Here is a 22,315-nt window from a genome sequence, read left to right as displayed (position 1 = left end):
GAACGTAGAATACGCAATGAGCACCACCAATAACGGCCAGCCTGAAGCCCGAGAACTCAAGAAAGGCAGCCTGGCCGCCTTCAGGGGCCTGCTGCCCTTCCTCAAGCCTTACCGCAACCGTTTCGCCATTGCCGGCGTCGCGCTGGTGGTCGCTGCCGCTTCCACGCTGGCGATTCCTTACGCCTTCAAGCAGATGATCGACCTGGGCTTCGGCGCCGATGCCGGCGTGCGCAGCGCGGCCCACGTCAACCAGGTGTTCCTGGCGCTGTTCGCGGTCGCCACCGTGCTGGCACTGGCGACGGCGGCGCGCTTTTATAGCGTGTCCTGGCTGGGCGAACGTGTCACTGCCGACATCCGCAATGCCGTGTATTCGCACGTGGTGCAGCAAAGCCCGGAATTCTTCGAAACCACCAAGACCGGCGAAGTACTTTCGCGCCTGACCACCGACACCACCCTGATCCAGAGCGTGGTTGGCACCAGTATTTCGATGGCCTTGCGTAATGTGCTGCTGTTCCTCGGCGGCCTGGCCATGCTGTTCATCACCAGCCCCAAGCTGTCGTCCATCATCATCGGCCTGCTGGTGCTGACCGTGCTGCCGATCGTGATGTTTGGCCGCCGCGTGCGCAAGCTGTCGCGCGATTCGCAGGACCGCGTGGCGGATGCTTCGGCCATGGCCGGCGAAATCCTGAACGCCATGCCGACGGTGCAGGCCTTCACCCATGAAGGGCTGGAAGCCAAGCGTTTCGGCGGCTCGGTCGAAGGCGCTTTCAGCACCGCCATGCGCCGCATCCAGGCGCGCGCTTTCCTGACCATGCTGGCCATCGTGCTGGTGTTCGGCACCATCGTGTTCGTGCTGTGGTTAGGCGCCCACGCCGTTTTGGAGGGCACCATGACGGGCGGCGACCTCGGACAGTTCATCCTGTACGCCTCCATCGTGGCCGGCGCGATTGGCGCCTTGTCCGAAGTCATGGGCGAAGCCCAGCGCGCCGCCGGCGCCACCGAGCGCCTGCTCGAATTGCTGGCCGTGCGCTCCGATATCCAGAGCCCCGCGCAACCACAGGCCCTGCCGCCGCGCGCCGCCAACGGCGCGGCCCTCAGCCTGGCCGAGGTGTCGTTCAACTACCCTTCGCGCCCGGACACGCTGGCACTCGACCACGTGACGCTCGATATCAAGCCGGGCGAGACCATCGCGGTCGTTGGTCCTTCCGGCGCAGGCAAGACCACCCTGTTCCAGATGCTGCTGCGTTTCTACGATCCGCAATCCGGCGCCATCCGCCTCGACGGCACCGATATCCGCCTGCTGGACCTGCACACCCTGCGCGGCGCCATCGGCATCGTGCCGCAGGATACGGTGATCTTCTCCGCCGACGCGATGGAAAACATCCGCTACGGGCGTGCCGACGCGAGCGACCAGGAAGTGATCCAGGCCGCACGCCTGGCTGCCGCACACGAATTCATCGAACGCCTGCCGAACGGCTACAAGTCCTTCCTCGGCGAGCGTGGCGTGCGCCTGTCGGGCGGTCAACGCCAGCGTATTGCAATTGCCCGCGCACTGCTGAAAAACCCGCCGCTGCTACTGCTCGATGAAGCAACCAGTGCGCTGGACGCCGAGTCGGAACGCCTGGTGCAAGGCGCGCTGGAAGCAGCCATGGTTGGCCGCACCACGGTCATCATCGCGCACCGCCTGGCCACTGTACAACGTGCCGACCGCATCATCGTCATGGAAGATGGCAAGATCGTCGAAACCGGCACCCACCAGTCGCTGGTGGCACTGGGCGGCATTTACGCCAACCTGGCGGCGCTGCAGTTCCACAGCGTCCATGTGACGCATTGAGGCGCAACGTGACCGATGCTGAACTGCGCCAGGGTTGCCACACCGTCCTGCCGGGCCATCGCCAACCCTCGCCGGCGGAGACTTTCGCCGCGATGGCCACATGGTGCGAAGCCAACGGCATTGCCCATGACGTGTATGGCGAAGGTGAGCTGATCCAGTCCTTCGAACAGAAAGTTGCGGACCTGCTGGGATTCGAAGCGGCGACTTTCTGCATCACCGGCACCATGACCCAGGTCACGGCGCTGCGCCTGGCCTGCATGCAACGCGGCAGCCGCCTGGTGGCGCTGCATCCGACCGCCCATATCTTCAAGCACGAACGCAGCAACCACCAGTTGCTGGACCACTTCCAGTCGATCCAACTGGGCGACCTGCACCGTCCATTCACCCTGGCCGAACTGCAGGCTGTGCCTGACCGGCTGGCTGCCGTATCGCTCGAATTGCCGGCGCGCGAACTGGGCGGCCAATCGCCGCGCTGGGACGAACTGGCAGCCATCAAGACCCACTGCCGCGAACAAGGCGTCCATTTGCATATGGATGGCGCACGCCTGTGGGAAGCTGCCGCAGGCTATGGCCGTTCGCCGGCCGAGGTGGCGGCAGGTTTCGACAGTGTCTATGTATCACTGTACAAGGGCATCGGCGGACTGGGTGGCGCCATGCTGCTGGGCAGCCGCGCCTTCATCGCGCACGCCCAGGAATGGTTCCGCCGCCAGGGCGGCAATGTCATCCACCGCACGCCTTACGTGGTCGCCGCTGCAATGCAATTCGACGCGCGCCTGTCAGCCATGCCCGAATACTTCCGCCGCACGCACTGGCTTTACGACACCTTGCGCGACTACCCCCGACTGCGCGCCAATCCTGCGCAACCGCATGCGAACATGCTGCATATCCATGTGCCGGTCGATCGCGACCGCCTGCTGCAGATCCGGAATGAAGTTGCTGCCCATCACGGCGTCTGGCTGCTGAACCGTGCGGGCCATGCCCAATTGCCGGGCACCAGCTACACCGAATGGTACGTCGGCGACAACCTGCTTGCCCTTTCGGACGAACAAGTCCGCCATGCCCTCACTTTATGGAGCGACGCGCTATGAGTTTTGCTTCGCTGGACCTGATTGACGGGCTCCTACGCACACTCGAATCGATTGGCTACAACACACCGACGCCAATCCAGAAACAAGCCATTCCCGCCATCCTGTCGGGCCGCGACCTGCTGGCCGCCGCGCAGACCGGCACCGGCAAGACCGCCGCTTTTGCCCTGCCCCTGTTGCAGCGCCTGACCATGGAAGGCGACCAGGCTGCGCCGAACCATGTGCGCTGCCTGGTGCTGGTCCCCACGCGTGAACTGGCCGAACAGGTATACCAGAGCTTCCATAGCTATGGGTTCCACCTGCCGCTGCGTTGCGCCGTTGCCTACGGCGGTGTGCCGATGGAGCCGCAACTGGCAAAACTGCGCAAGGGCCTGGACGTCCTGGTCGCCACGCCGGGCCGCCTGCTGGACCTGCATCGCAAGGGCGCGCTGGAGTTCGGCCAGTTAACCGCCCTGGTGCTGGACGAAGCGGACCGCATGCTGGACCTGGGCTTTGCCGCCGACCTGGACCTGCTGTTTGCCGTGCTGCCGGCCGAGCGCCAGACCCTGCTCTTCTCGGCCACCATGCCGGACTCGATCCGCGCCATGGCCAGGCAATTGTTGCGCGACCCGCTTACCGTACAGGCCAGCGCGCCCAATACGGCGGCGCGCACCGTGCGCCAGGTGGTCTTCACGACCGACAAGCGCAATAAGGCCGAATTGTTCGTGCACCTGCTGCGCAAGGAAGGCTGGGGCCAGGTGCTGGTGTTCGTCAAGACGCGCAAAGGCGTCGAGCAGTTGGTAGGTCTGTTGCAGGGCGAAGGCCTCTCGGCCGATTCGATCCACGGCGACAAGCCGCAACCGGCCCGCATCAAGGCGCTGAAGCGTTTCAAGGCGAACGATGTACAGATTCTGGTAGCGACCGACGTGGCGGCGCGCGGCCTGGATATCGAAGCCCTGCCGCTGGTGGTCAATTTCGACTTGCCGACCGTGGCGGAAGATTATGTGCATCGCATCGGCCGCACCGGCCGCGCCGGCGCGGAAGGCGAGGCAGTGTCACTCGTGTGCGCGGATGAAGTCGAACTGCTGCGGGCAATCGAAAAGCTGACCGGCACCGTCTTGCCGCGCCGGGAAGAAGCCGGCTTCGAGGCGGATCACCGAGTGCCATCGACCGGCACGCCGGCCGCGCCCGCCGTGCAGGCCACCGGCGCCAAGTCCGCCCGCCCCGCCAAGCCGGCGAAAGGTGCTGCGGCCGGTAAGGCGCCACGGCCGCCGGCCAAGCAAATGGCCCCGGCACGGGATGACACGCCGCGCCCCGCCGGCGGGTTTGGCGGCCTGAAGGAAGAGCTTCCGCCGAAAGAAAATAGACAGCGCTCGCGCGGACCGATCTATGGCGCGCGGGCTGGTAGCCCCGGCGGCGGCAGCGCGGGCACTGGCAGTGGCCGGTCTGGCGCCGGCGCTCAAGGCGGCAAAGTCGTGGTGACCGCGACGCGCGGCGCCAAATCGGCCGCGCGCGCTGCAGGCCGCGCCGCCGCCAAGCCCGGTGGCCGTGGCAACAAACGATAAACGGAGAAACGCATGAAGCAGTACAAAGAATTGATCAGCACCGTGCTGGAACAAGGAAGCTGGCAGGACAACCGCACCGGCATCCGCACCCTGAGCGTGCCCGGCGCCATGATGCGCTTCGACATGAACGACGGCTTCCCGGCCGTGACGACCAAGAAACTGGCCTTCAAATCGGTGGTTGGCGAGCTGTGCGCCTTCCTGCGCGCCTCGCGCAGCGCCGCCGACTTCCGCGCCCTGGGCTGCAAGGTGTGGGACCAGAATGCCAACGAAAATGCGCAGTGGCTGGCCAATCCGCACCGCACCGGCACCGACGACCTGGGCCCGGTGTACGGCGTCCAATGGCGCCAGTGGCCGGGCTACAAGGTACTGGACGCCGCCGCGACGGCGCAGATCGCAGATGCGGAACGCAACGGCTACCGCCAGGTCGCTCCGCTGGAAGAAGACAGCGTGCAGAAAGTCCTGATGTACAAGGCCATCGACCAGTTACGCGAATGCCTGGACACCATCGTCAACAATCCATCCAGCCGCCGCATCCTGTTCCATGGCTGGAATCCGGCCGTACTGGACCAGGTGGCGCTGCCGGCCTGCCACCTGCTGTACCAGTTCATCCCGAACGCCACCACGCGCGAAATCTCGCTGTGCCTTTATGTGCGCAGCAACGATATCGGCCTGGGCACGCCGTTCAACATCGCGGAGGGCGCCGCCCTGCTGCACCTGGTGGCGCGCCTGACGGGCTACAAGCCGCGCTGGTTCAGCTACTTTATCGGCGACGCCCACATCTACGAAAACCACATGGAAATGGTGCAAGAGCAGTTGAAGCGCGAACCGCTGCCGCTGCCGCAACTGCTGATCAACAGCCGCGTGCCTTCGTTCGCCGTAACCGGCAAGTACGAACCCGAATGGCTGGAGAAGATCGAGCCTTCCGACTTCACGCTGGAAGGCTACCAGCACCACGCGCCGCTGACGGCGCCAATGGCGGTCTAAGCCGGTTCGTCCTGGGGCACTACGCTGCCCCACCAGCGTTTTGCCACGGCTTCACCGTCCCTCTCCAGCAGGAATTGGTAGCCGCGTTGTGCGGCTTCCTCCAGCAGCCGCGGCTCGTTCAGCGCCGCTTCGCGCAGATGGTCGACGCCACGGCGGTCGCCTTCCGCCACCAACACACGCCCGTACATCAGCGATGCCCGCGGATACGGCCCGCCGCTACGCTTCATCAGTTCGACCAGCGCCGGCTTGGCGGAAACGGTTTCCTCGAATTCCAGCTTCAACGAGGCCAGCTCCAGCAAGTCCTGTACCGAGAGTTTGGCCAGCGGCATTGCCGACAGCTCCCCGATGCGGCCGCGCGAATTCTGCACGTGGCGGAAGCGATGGACCCAGCCGCGTGAGTTGACTTCCCACCAGTCCTGGTCGAGCTCCGCTTCCAGCTTCTTGCCCACGCCGGAAGCCAGCATCACGTCGGCCGCACAAGCGTCCACCGGTGGCGGCAGCACCGGCGCCATGTCAATTGCGTCCAACCGCTCGCGCAGGCAGGGGTGGGTGTCGTCGAGATCCGAACGCTTGGTCCATGCCGCATCCAGCGCGTTCTTGGTGGCCCACTCGTCGTAATTGACCTTGATCGCCATCCGCATCGAGGAAAACGGCATGAACGGCGGTTTTTCCAGGCGATCCGCATTCTCATACATGCTGGGCCAGAAATCGCGGGCGATCCAGTCACCCAGCAAACGGGCGCGTATCAGCATTTGGGAGGTCGCCGTGTGTCCGGCCATGTCGACGGCGATCAGGTCGGCCTCGTATTCCTCCTGGCGCGACAGCACAAAGGTGTAGGCGCTGTAATAAGGGAAGAAGCGCTTCAGCGCGCGCACAATTGCTGCGCTGAGCACGTTCTCGTCCGCGGTATTCTCCAGGTGCTGGTACATGGCGACGAACAGGCGGCGCTGGCGATAGATCCGGGTCGCGCCCTTGCCATGGTCGCCGCACAGGTGGCCGTATTCGTGGGCCAGCACAGACAGCATTTCCTTGGGCGTGGAGCCGAGCAGGAATGGCAGGCCGACCAGCAGGTAGTTGCGGTAGCCGCCGAAAATGCCGAAGCGTGCATGCTGCACGATCGCTGCGTTGTATTCGTCCGTCACCAGGACGTGCTGGATGTGCGGACCTTTCAGCTTGCCGTACAACTTGTCCAGGATATCGAACAGCTTGGGCGCTTCGTCCCGGACCAGCTCACGCCCGAGCGGCGGATCTAGGCGCATCAGCATTACCCGCAGGACGACGAAAATCAGCGACAACAGGAACAGGCCCGCCAGGCCCGCCTTGACCATCACAAAGGCGCGATGCGACTCGACCGCCCATTGCATGAGCATGACAAATAACGCAAGCAGCCCGGCCAGCAATCCGAACAGGATGACGTATGCGGCCAGGCCGATCGCAAACACTTTGCGGCGGAATGCCGCCGGGCTGGCATTTGAATCCAGCTCCAGCCGGCGGACTAAGTGCTCAAATGCTTTGTATTCCAATCATGCTCCTTCATTAAAACTCTTCCCAATCTCCTACCTCGCTATTGGCGACCTTGCGCGACGCCGCCTTGCTGTCACGCTGGGCAGGCTTGGCCTTGCCCGGCAACGCCGGCTTGGTGCGTACCGCCTGGATCACCGCGCGCGCCTGCACCGCGGCGGGATGCTCGCGGCGCTGGCCGTCAACCTGGAACACGCTGACAATCTTCGACAGGCCGTTGGCCTGGTCCTGCAAAGCGGCGGACGCCGAAGCTGCCTCCTCCACCAGCGCCACGTTCTGCTGGGTGATTGTATCCATCTCGTTGATGGCCTGGTGGATTTGTTCCAGACCCGCAGTTTGTTCCTGCGTAGCACTGGTAATTTCTCCCATAATATCAGTCACGCGCTGAATGCTCGTCACGATTTCCTTCATCGTGTGCCCGGCCTGGTTCACCAGCTTGGCGCCACTTTCCACTTTGCCAACAGAATCGTCGATTAACTGCTTGATTTCCTTGGCTGCGGCGGCCGAACGCTGTGCCAGGTTGCGCACTTCGCTGGCCACTACCGCAAAGCCGCGGCCCTGCTCGCCGGCACGTGCCGCCTCCACAGCCGCATTCAGGGCCAGGATGTTGGTCTGGAAGGCGATGCCGTCGATCACCGCGATGATGTCCACGATCTTGTTGGACGATTCATTGATCGAACCCATGGTCGCCACCACCTGCTCAACCACTTCGCCGCCCTTGGTGGCGACGGATGATGCCGAAACGGCAAGTTGGTTGGCCTGGCGTGCGTTGTCGGCGTTCTGGCGCACGGTGCTGGTCAGTTCTTCCATCGAGGAGGCGGTTTCCTCCAGCGACGCGGCCTGTTCGCCGGTGCGGTCGGACAAGTCCATATTCCCCGCCGCGATCTGCGCCGAAGCGCTGGAAATCGTGTCGCTGCCGCCACGCACCTCGGTCACGATGGCGGCCAGGTTGTCGCGCATCTTGTCCAGCGCGCGCAGCAGCTCGCCGAATTCGTTGTCGGCGTGCTTGGTGGCCTGGCCTTTCAGGTCGCCATCGGCAACGCGGTGGGCCACATCCATTGCTTCTGCCAGCGGCTCGGAAATGGCCTTCATCAGGACCAGGCCGGCGAACACGCTCAGGGCCAGGCCGCAGATGAGGACTACGGTCACCGTGGTGCTGTTGCGGCTCAGGCCTGCGGCAACTGCGGCGGCATCGGCTTCGATACGCTTGTCGGCGTGCTCGGACAGCGCCTTCAACGCGCCGTCGCCAAGGCGGTAGGAAGGATTGATCTTTTTGATCAGCACCGTTTCCGCATCGTCCCAGCGGTTTTCCTTCACAGCGACCGTGGCAGCGCGGATGTGCTCCACGCCCAGGCCATCGCTCTTGGCGAACCAGTCTTCGGCCAGCTTGCGCTCTTCCGGCGACTTGATGCTGGCCAGGTAGCTTTCCCAGCGCTTGTTCACCCGTGCCGTGACGTCGTCCACGATGTTGAAGTGGTTGGTCAGCGGGTGGTCATGCAGCTTGCTCCAGCCGAGGTCTGGATTGTGCTGCAAGGCTTGCAGGATCTGGCTGCGGCCTGTTTCCATGTCCAGGCGGATGGCGTTGCGCTCCGCGACATTCTTCTGGTTGGCGACCGTGACGTCCTTCACCAGTCCGACCGAGCGCTCAGCGCTCAGGATTCCGAGGCCGCCAATAATCGCCAGCAGGCCAATCAGCAAACCCAGCACGCCAACCAGCAGGGTCTTGATCTTGAAATTATTGAACATCGCTCACTCCTTTACCAAACATTTGAAAAACTGATGCAACCGGCCACGCAACTCCGAAACGTCGTCGAATTCGATATAGGTGATGTCCACCAGGTCATCGAGTTCGCGCAGCAGCGTGGTTTTGATTGGCGCGCCCTTCCACACCAGGAACAGGATAGGCGTTCGGCGGCCTTTGAATATGTGATAGCTCAACTCGAATGCACTGCTCTCGCTCATCCCGACACGGATGTTCACCATCACGTCCGCCTGGTCCAGCAATGTCAGCCGGTGGCGGCGGAAGTTCTGCGGCGTGAACGGCAACCCCTGGCTGCGTTCGAATGAGGCGCGGAAGGTTTCCGCGCTCTCAGCCTGCAAGCCGGTCAGGTAGTCGAACGCGTGCGGCAGGCCGTTGGCGCTGTCGATCATCTGCATGATCTCGCTGATCATGCGCTGCTCATGTTCGTTCGATTCGGTGAACGGCTGGCGAATGAAGACCTTGATCGGCTCCACGCCGACACTGCGCTGACGCGATTGGGCGCGGCGCTCCGGCATTTGCCAGGCTGCCGCCGCCAGGTCCACTGCACCGGGGACAGGGCGCGGCGCCGGCGGCGGCGCCTGGCGCAGTTCGGCACCGACCATCGCGTGCAGTTCCTGCAACGAGCGCACGATAGTGTTGCCGGCATGCTTGCGGGCTTCCGCGGCGGCTTCTGCTGCCGCAATCGTGGTAAACATCACCGTGCCGGAAGCCAGCGCCGCCATGCGCAGGCTGCGTGTAGCGGCAATGGCCACGCGCTTCTCGTCCACCGTAACCACAGCCATGGCGATTTCGCGCAGGGCCAGCAGGCCAAGCAGGGTTTCATCTTCGATGGCATTGACAGGCACTTCGCCGGCTTCCAGCACGGCGGCCGTCACTTCGCTGGCGCACAGCAAATAGCCGGCTTCGGCCAGTTCGCGGGCCAGCGCCACGGCGCGCGCCTGGTCGGCTTTGCGGACCCGCATATAAACATAGCCTGCCTGCGGTATGCGCACGCCGGCGCCCAGCTCCGCCTTCAGGAAGGCCTCGCCGAAGGTGGTTCCGGTACCCATCACTTCGCCGGTCGATTTCATTTCCGGCCCGAGGATGGTGTCGACACCGGGGAATTTCGCAAACGGCAAAACAGACTCTTTGACGCTGTAATAAGGCGGAATCACTTCCGCGGTGACGCCCTGCTCGGCCAGCGAACGGCCTGCCATGCAGCGTGCCGCCACCTTGGCCAACTGTACCCCGGTCGCCTTCGAAACAAATGGCACGGTGCGGGAGGCGCGTGGATTGACTTCCAGCACGAAGACACGGTCCAGCATGCGGCCATCGGTTTTCTGGCGCTGCACCGCGAATTGCACGTTCATCAGGCCGATCACATTCAGGCCGCGTGCCAGGCGCACAGTCTGGCGCTTGATTTCGGCCACGGTGGCTTCCGACAGCGAATAAGGCGGCAAGCTGCAGGCCGAGTCGCCGGAGTGGATGCCGGCTTGCTCCACGTGCTCCATCACGCCGCCGATCACAACCTCGGTGCCGTCGCTGACGCAATCCACGTCCACTTCAATGGCGTCGTTCAGGAAGCGGTCCAGCAGCACCGGCGAATCGTGAGAAACCTTGACCGCTTCGCGCATATAGCGCTCCAGGTCCGCGCGCTCATGGACGATTTCCATGGCGCGGCCGCCCAGCACGTAGGAGGGGCGCACCACCAGCGGATAGCCGATCTCCTCGGCCATCGCCACGGCCTGCTGCTCATTGCGGGCGGTGCGGTTGGACGGCTGGCGCAGATCCAGTTCGAACAACAGTTTCTGGAAGCGCTCGCGGTCTTCGGCGGCATCGATCATGTTGGGCGAGGTGCCGATGATAGGCACGCCGTTTGCCTCCAGCGCCAGGGCCAGCTTGAGCGGAGTCTGTCCGCCGTACTGCACGATCACGCCTTCCGGTTTTTCAATGGCGACGATTTCGAGCACGTCTTCCAGGGTCAGGGATTCGAAATACAGGCGGTCGGAGGTGTCGTAGTCGGTCGATACGGTTTCCGGGTTGCAGTTGACCATGATGGTCTCGTAGCCGTCCTCGCGCATAGCCAGCGCGGCGTGCACGCAGCAGTAGTCGAATTCGATACCCTGGCCGATGCGGTTCGGACCACCGCCCAGCACCATGATCTTGCGCGCACCAGTGGGCTGGGCTTCGCATTCCTCGTCATAGGTTGAATACATATAGGCGGTGCGGGTTGCGAATTCGCCAGCGCAAGTGTCGACGCGCTTGTATACCGGACGGATACCTTGGGCATGGCGCTGCTTTCGCACTGCGTCTTCATGCACGCCCAGCAAGTCCGCCAGGCGGCGGTCGCTGAAGCCTTGCTGCTTGAGACGGCGCAGAACGTGATGGTCAAAGCCGCCCAACTGCTGCGTGGCCACCCATTCCTCGATTTCCACCAAATCCTGGATCTGGGACAGGAACCATGGGTCGATGTGCGACAGGCGGTGCACATCCACCAGCGACATGCCTTGTGCGAAGGCCTCGCCGACATACCAGATGCGCTGCGGGCCCGGCAGGCGCAGTTCCTGCTCGATCACGTCGCGGCCGGTGGCGATGCGCTGCAGGCCGTCCACGCCGATATCCAGGCCGCGCAGCGCTTTCTGGAACGATTCCTGGAAGGTGCGGCCCATCGCCATCACCTCACCCACGGATTTCATCTGCGTGGTCAGGCGGTCGTTGGCGCCGGCGAACTTCTCGAAAGCGAAGCGCGGGATCTTGGTGACTACGTAGTCAATCGCAGGCTCAAAAGAGGCCGGGGTGGCGCCGCCGGTTATATCGTTCTGCAATTCGTCCAGCGTGAAGCCGACCGCCAGCTTGGCGGCGACGCGCGCAATCGGGAAGCCGGTGGCCTTGGAAGCCAGCGCCGAAGAACGCGACACGCGCGGGTTCATCTCGATCACGATCATGCGGCCGTCTTGCGGGTTGACGGCGAACTGCACGTTGGAGCCGCCGGTATCCACGCCGATCTCGCGCAGCACCTTCAGCGACGCGTCGCGCATGATCTGGTATTCCTTGTCGGTCAGGGTCTGGGCCGGCGCCACGGTGATCGAATCGCCGGTATGCACGCCCATCGGGTCCAGGTTTTCGATCGAACAGACAATGATGCAGTTGTCCTTGCGGTCGCGCACCACTTCCATCTCGAATTCCTTCCAGCCGATCAGGGATTCTTCGATCAGCAGTTCGGAGGTCGGCGACAGTTCCAGGCCGCGCAGGCAGATGGCGGTGAATTCGTCGGCATTGCGGGCGATGCCGCCGCCGCTGCCCCCCATGGTGAACGACGGCCGGATGATGACCGGGAAGCCGAGGCGCTCCTGTGCCTGCCAGGCTTCAGCCATGGTGTGGGCGATACCGGAACGGGCCGACTGCAGGCCGATGCGTTCCATCGCTGCCTTGAACTTGGCGCGGTCTTCGGCGCGGTCGATCGCTTCCGGCGTCGCCCCGATCAGCTCCACATTGAAGCTATCGAGCACGCCGTGGCGATGCAGGTCCAGCGCGCAATTGAGCGCAGTCTGGCCGCCCATGGTCGGCAGCACGGCCTGTGGGCGCTCTTTTTCGATGATGCGGGCCACGGTTTCCCAGGTAATCGGCTCGATATAAGTCACATCGGCCATGCCCGGGTCGGTCATGATGGTGGCGGGATTGCTGTTAACCAGCACGACCTCGTAGCCTTCTTCGCGCAGGGCCTTGCAGGCCTGGGCGCCGGAATAATCGAACTCGCAGGCCTGGCCGATCACGATCGGGCCGGCGCCAATAATCAGGATGCGCTTGATGTCGGTACGCTTAGCCATGGCGCGCGCCCTCCATCATGCTGACAAAGCGGTCGAACAGCGGCGCCAGGTCGTGCGGCCCGGGCGACGCCTCGGGGTGGCCCTGGAAGCAGAAGGCCGGCTTGTCAGTGCGGCGGAAGCCTTGCAATGAGCCGTCAAACAGCGAGATATGAGTGACTGCGCAGTTATTCGGCAGCGAATCGGGATCGACGGCGAAGCCGTGGTTCTGCGAGGTGATCATTACACGTCCGCTTTCAATGTCTTGCACAGGGTGGTTGGCGCCGTGATGGCCGAATTTCATTTTCAGGGTGCGGGCGCCGGAGGCCAACGCCATGATCTGGTGGCCAAGGCAGATGCCGAAGGTCGGCACGCCACGTTCAATCAGTTCACGCGCCGCTTCAATCGCGTAATCGCAAGGCTGTGGATCGCCCGGCCCGTTCGACAGGAAGATCCCGTCCGGGTTCAGCGCCAGCGCAGCGGCGGCGCCGGCTTTCGCAGGCAGCACGGTCACGCGGCAGCCGCGCTGGGCCAGCATGCGCAGGATGTTTGCCTTCACGCCAAAGTCGTAAGCCACCACGTGGCAGCGCGGCTGCATCTGGCGGCCATGGCCCTGGCCCAGCATCCATTCGGTCTCGGTCCATTCATACTGTGCAGCGGTGCTGACGGTTTGCGCCAGGTCCATGCCCGACAAACCGGGGAATTCACGCGCCAGGCGCAGTGCCTCCTCCGCCGCGCCGCCGGCGATGATGGCGCCGGACTGGGCGCCTTTCTCGCGCAGGATGCGGGTCAGCTTGCGGGTATCGATGCCGGCGATTGCCACCACGCCCTGCTCCGCCAGCCACGACGACAGGTCTTGCTCGCTGCGGAAATTCGATGCCAGGAAAGGCACGTCCTTCACCACCAGGCCTGCTGCGTGGATCAAAGGCGCTTCGCCATCTTCGCGGTTGACACCGGTATTGCCGATGTGCGGATAAGTCAGCGTGACGATCTGGCGGCTGTAGCTTGGGTCACTCAGGATTTCCTGGTACCCGCTCATGGCGGTATTGAATACGACTTCGCCAGCCGTGGAGCCGTCGGCACCGATCGAGATGCCTTCAAACAGGGTGCCATCAGCCAATGCGAGAATAGCGCGCCCGGCATTCCCGTGGGGATGCTTGAGTGGGTGTTTCATCAGGGGTTCTCCTGGGGTCCGTATCGTTATAAAACCAACAAACAGAATTACTCAGCAGTAATTCCTAGCGCGCTGGAAGCTACGATACGCCGGCACACCCCCGCCAAAACTCTCCAAACGTCACAAGGCCCCGTTCCAGGGCCAAAATAAATTGCGGTGGCGCAATTCCGCAACGTGACCGAATAGCAAAGTGCTCCGATATATAATGTCGGCCATGACAAATTTGACCATCATCGTTGCCACTGATTCCAACAATGGCATAGGCATCAACAACACTCTTCCATGGCACTTGCCGGAAGACCTGGTGCACTTCAAGCGCCTCACTTCCGGCCATCCGATTATCATGGGCCGCAAGACCTTCGATTCGATCGGCCGCCCTTTGCCGAACCGCCGCAATATCGTCATCAGCCGCAATGCGGATTGGCAGCACGAAGGCGTTGAGCGAGTTGGATCGCTGGAAGAAGCGAAGGCCTTGATCGCCGGTACCGCCGAGGCATTCGTGATCGGCGGCGCGCAGGTGTACCAGCAAGCCTTGCCGCTGGTTGACAAGCTTGTAATCACCCGCATCGGCCGCACATACGACTGCGATGCATTCTTCCCGGCGCTGGCAGCGGGCGAATGGCAGGAAGTAGCGCGTGAAGAGCACGTATCGGCAGCCGGGCTGCCTTATTCTTTCATCAGCTTTACCAGGAACTAAAACATGTCCGGACACGGTTTCCACGTCCACGGCCCGCATGACCACGCCGTGGAACACGCAGCACACAGCAACGACAAATTCTCCGGCAATATCGCCGTGACAACGGCCATCCTGGCCACCGTGGGCGCCATCTTCGGCTACCAGGGCGGCGCCACGCAGAACGATGCAGCACTGTTCAAAAACAATGCCGCCATCGCCAAGACCGAGGCGTCCAATCGCTGGAACTACTACCAGGCCAAATCGTCCAAGCAGAACCTGGCCGAACTGGCCATGCTGCTGCCGAACGCCGATGTAGAGAAGTTCAAGGCCGAAGTACTGCGCTACAAGGAAGAGAAAGACGCCATCAAGAAGGATGCCGAGGAATGGGAAGCCAAATCGACCGAGTGGGACCATAAATCCGACCACGCCCTGCACAAGCACCACCAATGGGCGCTGGCCACCACGGCCGAACAAATCGCCATCGCCCTGGCTGCGATTACCCTGCTCACCAACCGCAAGTGGCTGATGTATGCCACCTACGGCGTGGCAGCAATCGGCTTGGGCCTGGGTGCCCTTGCGATGTTGTAAATTAATTTCCCCCGGGAGCCGAATTTCTGCGATACTCCCGGTCTTATTTTTTTGAGGCGCTTGGTCGCGCCTGGAGAACATCGATGAAATTCCGCTTCCCCATCGTCATCATTGACGAGGATTTCCGTTCCGAGAACACGTCCGGCCTGGGCATTCGCGCCCTCGCCGCCGCGATGGAAAACGAAGGCATGGACGTCCTGGGTGTGACCAGTTACGGCGACCTGGCGCAGTTTGCGCAGCAGCAGTCGCGCGCTTCGGCCTTCGTGCTGTCGATCGACGACGAAGAGTTCGGCGGCGGCACCCCGGAAGAAACCGACTTCGCGCTGGCCTCCCTGCGCGCCTTCGTTTCCGAGATCCGCCACAAGAACGCCGACATCCCGATCTACCTGTACGGCGAAACCCGCACCTCGCGCCATATCCCTAACGATATCCTGCGCGAACTGCACGGCTTCATCCACATGTTCGAGGACACCCCGGAATTCGTCGCGCGCCACATCATCCGCGAAGCCAAGTCCTACCTGGACAGCCTGGCGCCGCCGTTCTTCCGTGCCCTGGTGCATTACGCGAACGACGGCTCCTACTCCTGGCACTGCCCTGGCCACTCCGGCGGCGTGGCGTTCCTGAAGTCGCCGATCGGCCAGATGTTCCACCAGTTCTTCGGCGAGAACATGCTGCGCGCCGACGTCTGCAACGCGGTGGAAGAACTGGGCCAGCTGCTGGACCACACCGGCCCGGTCGCCGCCTCCGAGCGCAACGCCGCCCGCATCTACAATGCCGACCACGCCTACTTCGTTACCAACGGCACCTCCACCTCCAACAAGATGGTGTGGCATTCGACCGTGGCGCCGGGCGACATCGTCGTGGTGGACCGTAACTGCCACAAATCGATCCTGCACTCGATCATCATGTGCGGCGCCATCCCTGTATTCCTGATGCCGACCCGGAATAACCTGGGCATCATCGGCCCGATCCCGCTCGAAGAATTCACCATGGAGAGCATCGAGCGCAAGATCGCCAACAACCCGTTCGCACAAGCTGCGGTGAACAAGAAGCCGCGCATCCTGACCATCACCCAGTCGACCTACGACGGCGTGGTCTACAACGTGGAAACCCTGCGCGAAATGCTGGACGGGAAAATCGACACCCTGCACTTCGACGAAGCCTGGCTGCCGCACGCCACCTTCCACGACTTCTACAAGAACATGCACGCGATCGGCAAGGACCGTCCGCGCGCCAAGGAGTCGATGATCTTCTCGACCCAGTCGACCCACAAGCTGCTGGCCGGCCTGTCGCAGGCGTCGCAAGTGCTGGTGCGCGACTCCGAAACCGTCAAGCTGGACAAGGACGCCTTCAACGAGGCCTACCTGATGCACACCTCGACTTCGCCGCAATACTCGATCATCGCCTCCTGCGACGTGGCGGCGGCCATGATGGAAGCGCCGGGCGGCACCGCCCTGGTGGAAGAATCGATCCTGGAAGCGCTGGACTTCCGCCGCGCGATGAGGAAGATCGACGAGGAATGGGGCCAGGACTGGTGGTTCAAGGTCTGGGGTCCGGACAGCTTCGCCGAAGAAGGCATCGGTTCCCAGGAAGACTGGATCTTCACTGAAGACAGCGAGAAGTGGCACGGCTTTGGCGACCTGAAGCCGGGCTTCAACATGCTCGACCCAATCAAGGCCACCATCGTCAACCCCGGCCTGTCGCTGGACGGCCAGTTCGGCGAGACCGGCATCCCGGCCTCGATCGTGACCAAGTACCTGGCGGAACACGGCGTGATCGTCGAGAAGTGCGGCCTGTACTCCTTCTTCATCATGTTCACCATCGGCATTACCAAAGGCCGCTGGAACACGCTGCTGACCGCACTGCAACAGTTCAAGGACGACTATGACAAGAACGCACCGATGTGGCGCATCCTGCCGGAGTTCTCGGCGGCCAACCCGCGCTACGAGCAAATGGGCTTGCGCGACCTGTGCCAGCAGATCCACGATTTCTACAAGGCCTACGACGTGGCGCGCCTGACCACCGAGATGTACCTGTCGGACATGGTGCCTGCAATGAAGCCGTCCGACGCTTTCGCCAAGATGGCACACCGCGAAATCGAACGCGTGGCACTGGACGATCTGGAAGGCCGCATCACCTCGATCCTGCTGACGCCTTACCCGCCGGGCATTCCGCTGCTGATCCCGGGCGAGCGCTTCAACAAGACCATCGTGGATTACCTGCGCTTCGCACGTGACTTCAATGAACGCTTCCCTGGTTTCGAAACCGACGTGCACGGCCTGGTGAAGCGCGAAGTGAATGGCCGCAAAGACTACTTCGTCGACTGCGTCAGGCAGTAAGCCCTGCCGGCAAAACAAAGCCCGCAACGGACGCAAGTCCCTGCGGGCTTTTTACTGGTTACTATCATAGGTACCCGGCATTTCGCAGCATGCTCAGAACTTCAATCGGTTCATCGTCGGCGCGGCACGCCAACACTCGGTCAATTACATAGATCTCTGGGCGTTCAGGGGATGCTGCCTGCGTAACCACCAGATAATTGAGTACCGCGTCCGCGTCCAGGTAGTTTGAGATCCAGCCTATGCGTTCATTTCCAATCACGTGGAAGAAGAACTCCAGCGACGTCCTGTCCCAACCGTCACAGCATTGATCCAGGAATGCGTTAATCGCAGTTTGCGGCGCAGGACACTTGAAAATAACCTTTTCATTGATTTCCAAGCCGGTCAGGACCTCGAATGCATGGTATCTCAACCATCGGTCCGGACAATATTCACCAAGCAGCCACCGGGCCAAACGGTTGGCCTCCTGATTGCCCCGAAATTGCAAATTGGTGAACGCAATACTGGCGCAGCTTAGTTCTCCGGGAAATTTCTCTATCAGCTCAATCAAAGTGTCATCAGGTACAGTATCCCAATCCGGTTCATCCGGGAAACAACATTGTATTTGCTCCGCATAGCTGAGGCCAGCCATAGAGTTTGCATTGAACGACTCAGAATTCATAAACGTCTGAAGCCCACGCAAAAGGCGATATCACATAGAGGTGATTTTAGCGCCCGACGGTGGTGCAGACAATGCTGTCGCCGCCAGGGCGGCAGCTGCGATGCGCGATTGAGCAAGCTCAACTCTATGGACTGATTTCGCTCTATAGTGGACTTCCAGTCCTAATTGAGGGGCGAATATATGGCGCTTTCAGCTTGCATTCTCGCGGCCGGGAAGGCACCAGCAAATGCCAATAACAAACTGCGGACCGATCTGTGCGACGCTGGCGTTTCACTCCTCGATGCACCGCAGGAAAGCCATGCTTCCATCCTCTTATTCAAGCAGTGGGACGAAGAACTGGCCGCGAGCTTGCAAGCGGCGGGCGCGCCGCAAATGCTGGCCATCTGTTGCGAGCCTGCCGAACTTGCCGCCGACGCCATGTGGGAAGTGCTCGCGGCGGGCGCCTCCGACCTGCTCTTGTGGCGCAACGGCGAGGCGATCCTGCCGCAGGTGCTGGCCCGCCTGGAGCGCTGGCACGAAGTCGCGCAGCTCATGTCTTCCGATCGCATACGCGCCTGCCTGGTCGGGCAAAGCGCGGCCTGGCGGCGCATGCTGCAAAGCCTGGTGGAGGTGGCGGCCTTCACCGACTCCCCCGTCCTGATCACCGGTGAAACCGGCACCGGCAAGGACTTGCTGGCGCAGGCCATCCATCGCCTGCACGGCGGCCCGGGACTGCTCACGGTGGTCGATTGCACCACACTGTCGCCAGAGCTGGCCGGCAGCGAATTGTACGGGCATGAACGTGGTGCTTTCACTGGTGCCTACAGCGCGCGCGACGGCGCATTCGCCGCAGCCAACGGCGGCGTGCTGTTCCTCGACGAAGTGGGTGAATTGCCGCTGCCGCTGCAAGCGCAGCTCCTACGCGTCATCCAGGAGCAGCAGTATCGCCGCGTCGGCAGTAATGACTGGCATCCAACCCGCTTCCGCCTGGTATGCGCAACCAACCGCGACCTGGAGGCGGAGGTCCAGCGCGGTACGTTTCGCGCCGACCTCTATTACCGCATCGCGGCGTGGCGCTGCCGCACGCCGCCACTACGAGAACGGCAGGGCGATATCCTGCCATTGGTGCAGCACTTCCTGCGCCAGTTGAGCGGCCACGATGTCGACCTCGATCCGGCCGTGCGCCAATACCTGCTCACCCGCAGCTATCCGGGCAATGTGCGCGACCTACGGCAGACCGTCGCACGCATGTGGCATCGGCATATCGGTCCCGGGCCGCTCACCATCGGCGATGTCCCGCCGGAAGATCGGCCGTGCGGCGGCGCCTCATGCTGGCCAGATGCAGCTTTCATGAACGCCATAGGCCGCGCCGTGGACCTTGGCGTCAACCTTGCACGCATCGGCCAGGCGGCAACCGACGCTGCGATCCAGCTTGTGCTGCAACAGGAAGACGACAACAACCAGCGCGCGGCCCTGCGCCTGGGTGTGACCGATCGCACTTTGCAACTGCGCCGCAAGGCGCGCAATGCGCCAGCATAGATCCTGCTAATCCCGGCCGATCAGCCGCAACAGGTTGCCGCCCAGGACCAAGGCTTCGTCCCCTGCCGCCAGCCGCAGCAAACGGATCTTCTCAAGTTCCACGCCGGGATGCAGCCAGGGTCCGTCCGATCCGAACAAGACCTTGTGCGCACCTGCGCGGCGGATCGCCTGCTCCAGCAGGTCGAAGCGGCGTACACCGGCGCTGTCGGTATAGATGTTGCGATGCCGCGCCAGGTGGTCGATCAATGCGAGTTGCGCTGCCCAGTCGTCGGCAAAGCTGCCCAGGTGGGGCAAGATGAAGTTCACGTCCGGGTACTGCGCTGCCAGCAGCTCGGCCACCGATGCGACGCCGACCGGGTCGTACAGCACTGGCAGGCCGAAGTGCCGCGCCGCCTCGCACACTTCGCCTGTGATCGCTGCGTCGTGCCGGTGCAGCTTGATGCCAACGAAGCCGTATTCCTCCACCGCCCTCCGGACCAGCGCAGCAATCCGCCCCGCGTCGCGCCTGGCATGCACGAAGGCAAAGGCCAGGTAGCGCTCCGGTTCCGCTGCAACCAGCCGCGCCACGCCGGCATTGGCGGCGCCGTAATTGGAATGGAAAGCTGCCAGCAGCACCGTGCGGTCGATGCCTGCTTCACGCGCGCGCCGGGCGTAGCGGCCAAGCGCGGCGTTGCTGTCCCAAGGCCCGGTCAAGCCGTCGCCGGGACCGGCGTGGCAGTGGCAGTCGATGATCATGACTGGCCAAAATGCGGTGCGTGGGTACGCAGGGCCTCCAGCACGGCACGCCGCACCGCCTGCGGGCTGCCATCGCTGTCACCTGCCGACTGCGCGGCGCTGCCGGCAATGCGCACAAATCGGCGCGCCACTTCCAGCTCGCGGTCCACATCGGGCATCTCCTGCAATTCCATTTCGAGCGCATTGCTCAGCGCACCGCCAAGCGCACGCCCCAGCGCCGTTCCTACACCGGGAATCGGGATAAACGATCCCAGCGCACCGCCGACGAACGGCAAGGCCTTCTTCGCAATTCCCTTCAGGATTCCGCCCAGGGGCTTGGCGACCTTCTTGATCCCACTCCACACGCCTTTGAACATCTTGCCCAGGAATTGTTCCAGCTCCTCCTCGTTTTGCACGCCCAACAGCTCCATCGCCAGCTCCATCTCCTGCTCAGGGCTGAACGGGCCGTGCTGGCAGCGCCTGCAACCGCAGGGGGCTTCGTGCTCTTCTCCCAGCACTTCGAATTCGAGCTCGCGGCGCTGGTTGGTCAGCACGCCCTGGTGATGCCGGAACATCGTGTCGTGCAAGCTCCGTTCGCGCCGCCTGCGGTCGGCGTCGTCTGCCAGGTTGGCAGCAACGTAGACGCTGACTTCCGATGGCCGGATACCCATCATGCCGGCGCAGATGCGGTGCTGCGCCAGGCGCTGCCCCATATGCCTGGCCTGTCCGCTGTACCCCCGGCGCTGGCCGTTGACGGTGAATTCCAGGTAATACAAGCCTGGCCCGTGCGTGCGCGGATCGCCGGGCGCGCGGTCGAGCGTGGCGACCGGCGCATAGGCTGGCTGCAGGGCGCGCGGCATCTGCCCCACGGCCTGGGCGATGGTCGGCGGCAGCTCGCTGTCGCCATCGCTGTCCCCTTCGTCCGGGCCCGGCTCGTCGCCGGCCGGAGGTTCCAGCAGCGGCAGCGGTTCGAATACTGGCACGCGGTAAGGCCAGCCGCTTCCGTATACCGGCGCCGGGCGGGTTTTGCGGGTGGGGCGTACACGCGGGCGCCCCATTGCGCGGCCGCCTTTGGGGCGCCATTCGAATTCCATCGTCTCAAACATGCAGCACCTCCATCAGTTGTCCAATTGAGCGGGCGGCACAGGCAACCTGCTGTGCGCTGTGGTCGGCCCGCAGCAGCAAGGTCAGGATCTGCCTGGCCGGTGTTCCTTGCAACAGCACTTCGATTCCTGCCAACGAAAGCCCGCTCCTCAAGGCAGCGCCATCGCATGAAGGCGGCAGCAGGATGCGCTGGACCGGGAACTCGCCGCCCATGCACGCTATCCCGCGGGCAGCCAGCGCCGCCTGCAATTGCGCTATCCGCTCCCGCAAGCGTTTGCGCAGCGCGCGCCCCATCCTGCGATTGGCCTCCAGTGCACAGCGGCCTGCCGCAATCGCCGCCACCGATGGCGGGCTGCAATGCACCCGCGTCGCGCTGGCCGCCATGAAGCTGCCCAGCATCTTTCGCGGCCCCGCCAGTACTGCCAGCGGTGCCCCGAAGCCTTTCGCCAGCGAGGCGCCCACCAATACCGGCCCGCCGCCAAGGCCATGCTCGGCCACCGATCCGCCGCCCTCCACACCCAGCACGCCAAGCGCCTGGGTGTCGTCCAACAGCAGCATGCCCCCGCTGGAATCGGCGATGTCGGCGTAGGCCGCCAGCGGCGGCGCGGCGGCATCGCCGGGCGAGTAGCCGTCGGTCAGGATCACCGGCCGCCGGCCCCTTTCCCGAATACGCTGCGCCATCGCCGCTGCCTGTGCTGCATTGCAGTGGCCAAAGCACTGCACCGGCACGCCCTGCGCGCTGGCGCGTTCGGCGCCCCAGCGTGCTACCGGGTAGGCCGCGCTGTCGACCAGCAATGCCACACGCGCGCTCGCCAGCCAGCCGAACAGGTCCCAGAACAGGTGCAGGCTGGAAGGCAGCAGGCAAGCCGCTTCGCAATCCATCAGGCGCGCCAGGGCGGCCCCCAGTTCCGGTTCGCCCGGCACCGGCTCCAGCACGGCCGGCTTCCCCAGCGTCAGCTCATCCCAGGCCGGCAGCGATTGCGCAGGATGCCGCATGCCCAGGTACAGGGCGCTGGTGAAGTCGGCGCGCAC

The 22,315-nt window shown here is 63.4% G+C and carries 16 protein-coding genes; 8 read left to right on the top strand and 8 right to left on the bottom strand.

What is annotated here, in order from left to right; genetic code table 11:
- The first annotated feature begins 16 nt into the window (after positions 1-16).
- The 4 genes from ASD58_RS27625 to ASD58_RS27610 are packed head-to-tail and all read left to right on the top strand — an operon-like array spanning position 17 to position 5,447.
- Complete coding sequence (locus ASD58_RS27625; RefSeq protein ID WP_057265393.1) at positions 17-1,834, top strand: ABC transporter transmembrane domain-containing protein; 1,818 nt, start codon at positions 17-19, stop codon at positions 1,832-1,834.
- Positions 1,835-1,842: 8 nt separating this feature from the next.
- Positions 1,843-2,922 carry a low specificity L-threonine aldolase gene (locus tag ASD58_RS27620; RefSeq protein WP_057265263.1) on the top strand — a complete coding sequence of 360 codons (1,080 nt, stop codon included), beginning with the start codon at positions 1,843-1,845 and terminating at the stop codon, positions 2,920-2,922.
- Complete coding sequence (locus ASD58_RS27615; protein WP_057265260.1) at positions 2,919-4,463, top strand: DEAD/DEAH box helicase; 1,545 nt, start codon at positions 2,919-2,921, stop codon at positions 4,461-4,463. Before ASD58_RS27620 ends, ASD58_RS27615 begins: the two co-directional genes overlap by 4 nt.
- Before the next feature lie 12 nt (positions 4,464-4,475).
- On the top strand, positions 4,476-5,447 hold the full coding sequence (locus ASD58_RS27610; protein WP_057265258.1) for a thymidylate synthase: 972 nt from the start codon (positions 4,476-4,478) through the stop codon (positions 5,445-5,447).
- Here ASD58_RS27610 and ASD58_RS27605 read toward each other — a convergent pair.
- From ASD58_RS27605 to carA, 4 genes are read right to left on the bottom strand one after another with little or no spacing between them, the layout of a single operon-like run.
- Entirely contained in the window at positions 5,444-6,970 is a 1,527-nt protein-coding gene (locus ASD58_RS27605; RefSeq protein ID WP_057265256.1) for a M48 family metallopeptidase, read from the bottom strand. The genes ASD58_RS27610 and ASD58_RS27605 overlap by 4 nt on opposite strands.
- Before the next feature lie 13 nt (positions 6,971-6,983).
- Positions 6,984-8,714 carry a methyl-accepting chemotaxis protein gene (locus ASD58_RS32680; protein ID WP_082565721.1) on the bottom strand — a complete coding sequence of 577 codons (1,731 nt, stop codon included), beginning with the start codon at positions 8,712-8,714 and terminating at the stop codon, positions 6,984-6,986.
- A gap of 3 nt (positions 8,715-8,717) precedes the next feature.
- On the bottom strand, positions 8,718-12,536 hold the full coding sequence (carB, locus tag ASD58_RS27595; protein ID WP_057265255.1) for a carbamoyl-phosphate synthase large subunit: 3,819 nt from the start codon (positions 12,534-12,536) through the stop codon (positions 8,718-8,720).
- The gene (carA, locus tag ASD58_RS27590; protein WP_057265253.1) at positions 12,529-13,686 is read right to left on the bottom strand and encodes a glutamine-hydrolyzing carbamoyl-phosphate synthase small subunit; all 1,158 of its coding nucleotides are present in this window, start codon (positions 13,684-13,686) and stop codon (positions 12,529-12,531) included. Before carA ends, carB begins: the two co-directional genes overlap by 8 nt.
- A gap of 214 nt (positions 13,687-13,900) precedes the next feature.
- Between carA and ASD58_RS27585 the strand changes: the two genes are divergently transcribed.
- The 3 genes from ASD58_RS27585 (at position 13,901) to ASD58_RS27575 (ending at position 17,289) form a co-directional block, all read left to right on the top strand.
- Positions 13,901-14,383, top strand: coding sequence for a dihydrofolate reductase (locus ASD58_RS27585; protein WP_082565740.1), 483 nt, complete (start codon positions 13,901-13,903; stop codon positions 14,381-14,383).
- 3 nt (positions 14,384-14,386) lie between these two features.
- Positions 14,387-14,950 (top strand): DUF4337 domain-containing protein, encoded by a 564-nt coding sequence (locus tag ASD58_RS27580; RefSeq protein ID WP_057265249.1) that lies wholly within the window; start codon positions 14,387-14,389, stop codon positions 14,948-14,950.
- Positions 14,951-15,033: 83 nt separating this feature from the next.
- Positions 15,034-17,289 carry an arginine/lysine/ornithine decarboxylase gene (locus ASD58_RS27575; RefSeq protein WP_057265248.1) on the top strand — a complete coding sequence of 752 codons (2,256 nt, stop codon included), beginning with the start codon at positions 15,034-15,036 and terminating at the stop codon, positions 17,287-17,289.
- 64 nt (positions 17,290-17,353) lie between these two features.
- Here ASD58_RS27575 and ASD58_RS27570 read toward each other — a convergent pair whose 3' ends face one another.
- The gene (locus ASD58_RS27570; protein ID WP_057265241.1) at positions 17,354-17,917 is read right to left on the bottom strand and encodes a hypothetical protein; all 564 of its coding nucleotides are present in this window, start codon (positions 17,915-17,917) and stop codon (positions 17,354-17,356) included.
- Between the two features lie 210 nt (positions 17,918-18,127).
- Between ASD58_RS27570 and ASD58_RS27565 the strand changes: the two genes are divergently transcribed.
- Positions 18,128-19,465, top strand: a complete 1,338-nt coding sequence (locus tag ASD58_RS27565; RefSeq protein WP_082565720.1) for a sigma 54-interacting transcriptional regulator — start codon at positions 18,128-18,130, stop codon at positions 19,463-19,465.
- Positions 19,466-19,471: 6 nt separating this feature from the next.
- On the opposite strand, the gene ASD58_RS27560 is transcribed toward ASD58_RS27565, so the two are convergent.
- Genes ASD58_RS27560 through ASD58_RS27550 form a run of 3 tightly spaced genes read right to left on the bottom strand, consistent with a single transcriptional unit; the run spans position 19,472 to position 22,315 of the window.
- Positions 19,472-20,200, bottom strand: coding sequence for an amidohydrolase family protein (locus tag ASD58_RS27560; protein ID WP_057265239.1), 729 nt, complete (start codon positions 20,198-20,200; stop codon positions 19,472-19,474).
- Entirely contained in the window at positions 20,197-21,285 is a 1,089-nt protein-coding gene (locus ASD58_RS27555) for a hypothetical protein (protein ID WP_057265238.1), read from the bottom strand. Before ASD58_RS27555 ends, ASD58_RS27560 begins: the two co-directional genes overlap by 4 nt.
- Positions 21,278-22,315: an aminotransferase class I/II-fold pyridoxal phosphate-dependent enzyme gene (locus tag ASD58_RS27550; RefSeq protein WP_057265235.1), complete on the bottom strand. Its 1,038-nt coding sequence runs from the start codon at positions 22,313-22,315 to the stop codon at positions 21,278-21,280. Before ASD58_RS27550 ends, ASD58_RS27555 begins: the two co-directional genes overlap by 8 nt.

This window comes from Duganella sp. Root1480D1 (assembly GCF_001427305.1).
Classification (GTDB): Bacteria; Pseudomonadota; Gammaproteobacteria; order Burkholderiales; family Burkholderiaceae_D; genus Rugamonas.
The sequence above is the reverse complement of the archived record's forward strand: the minus strand, read 5'-3'. Positions and strand labels throughout refer to the sequence as shown.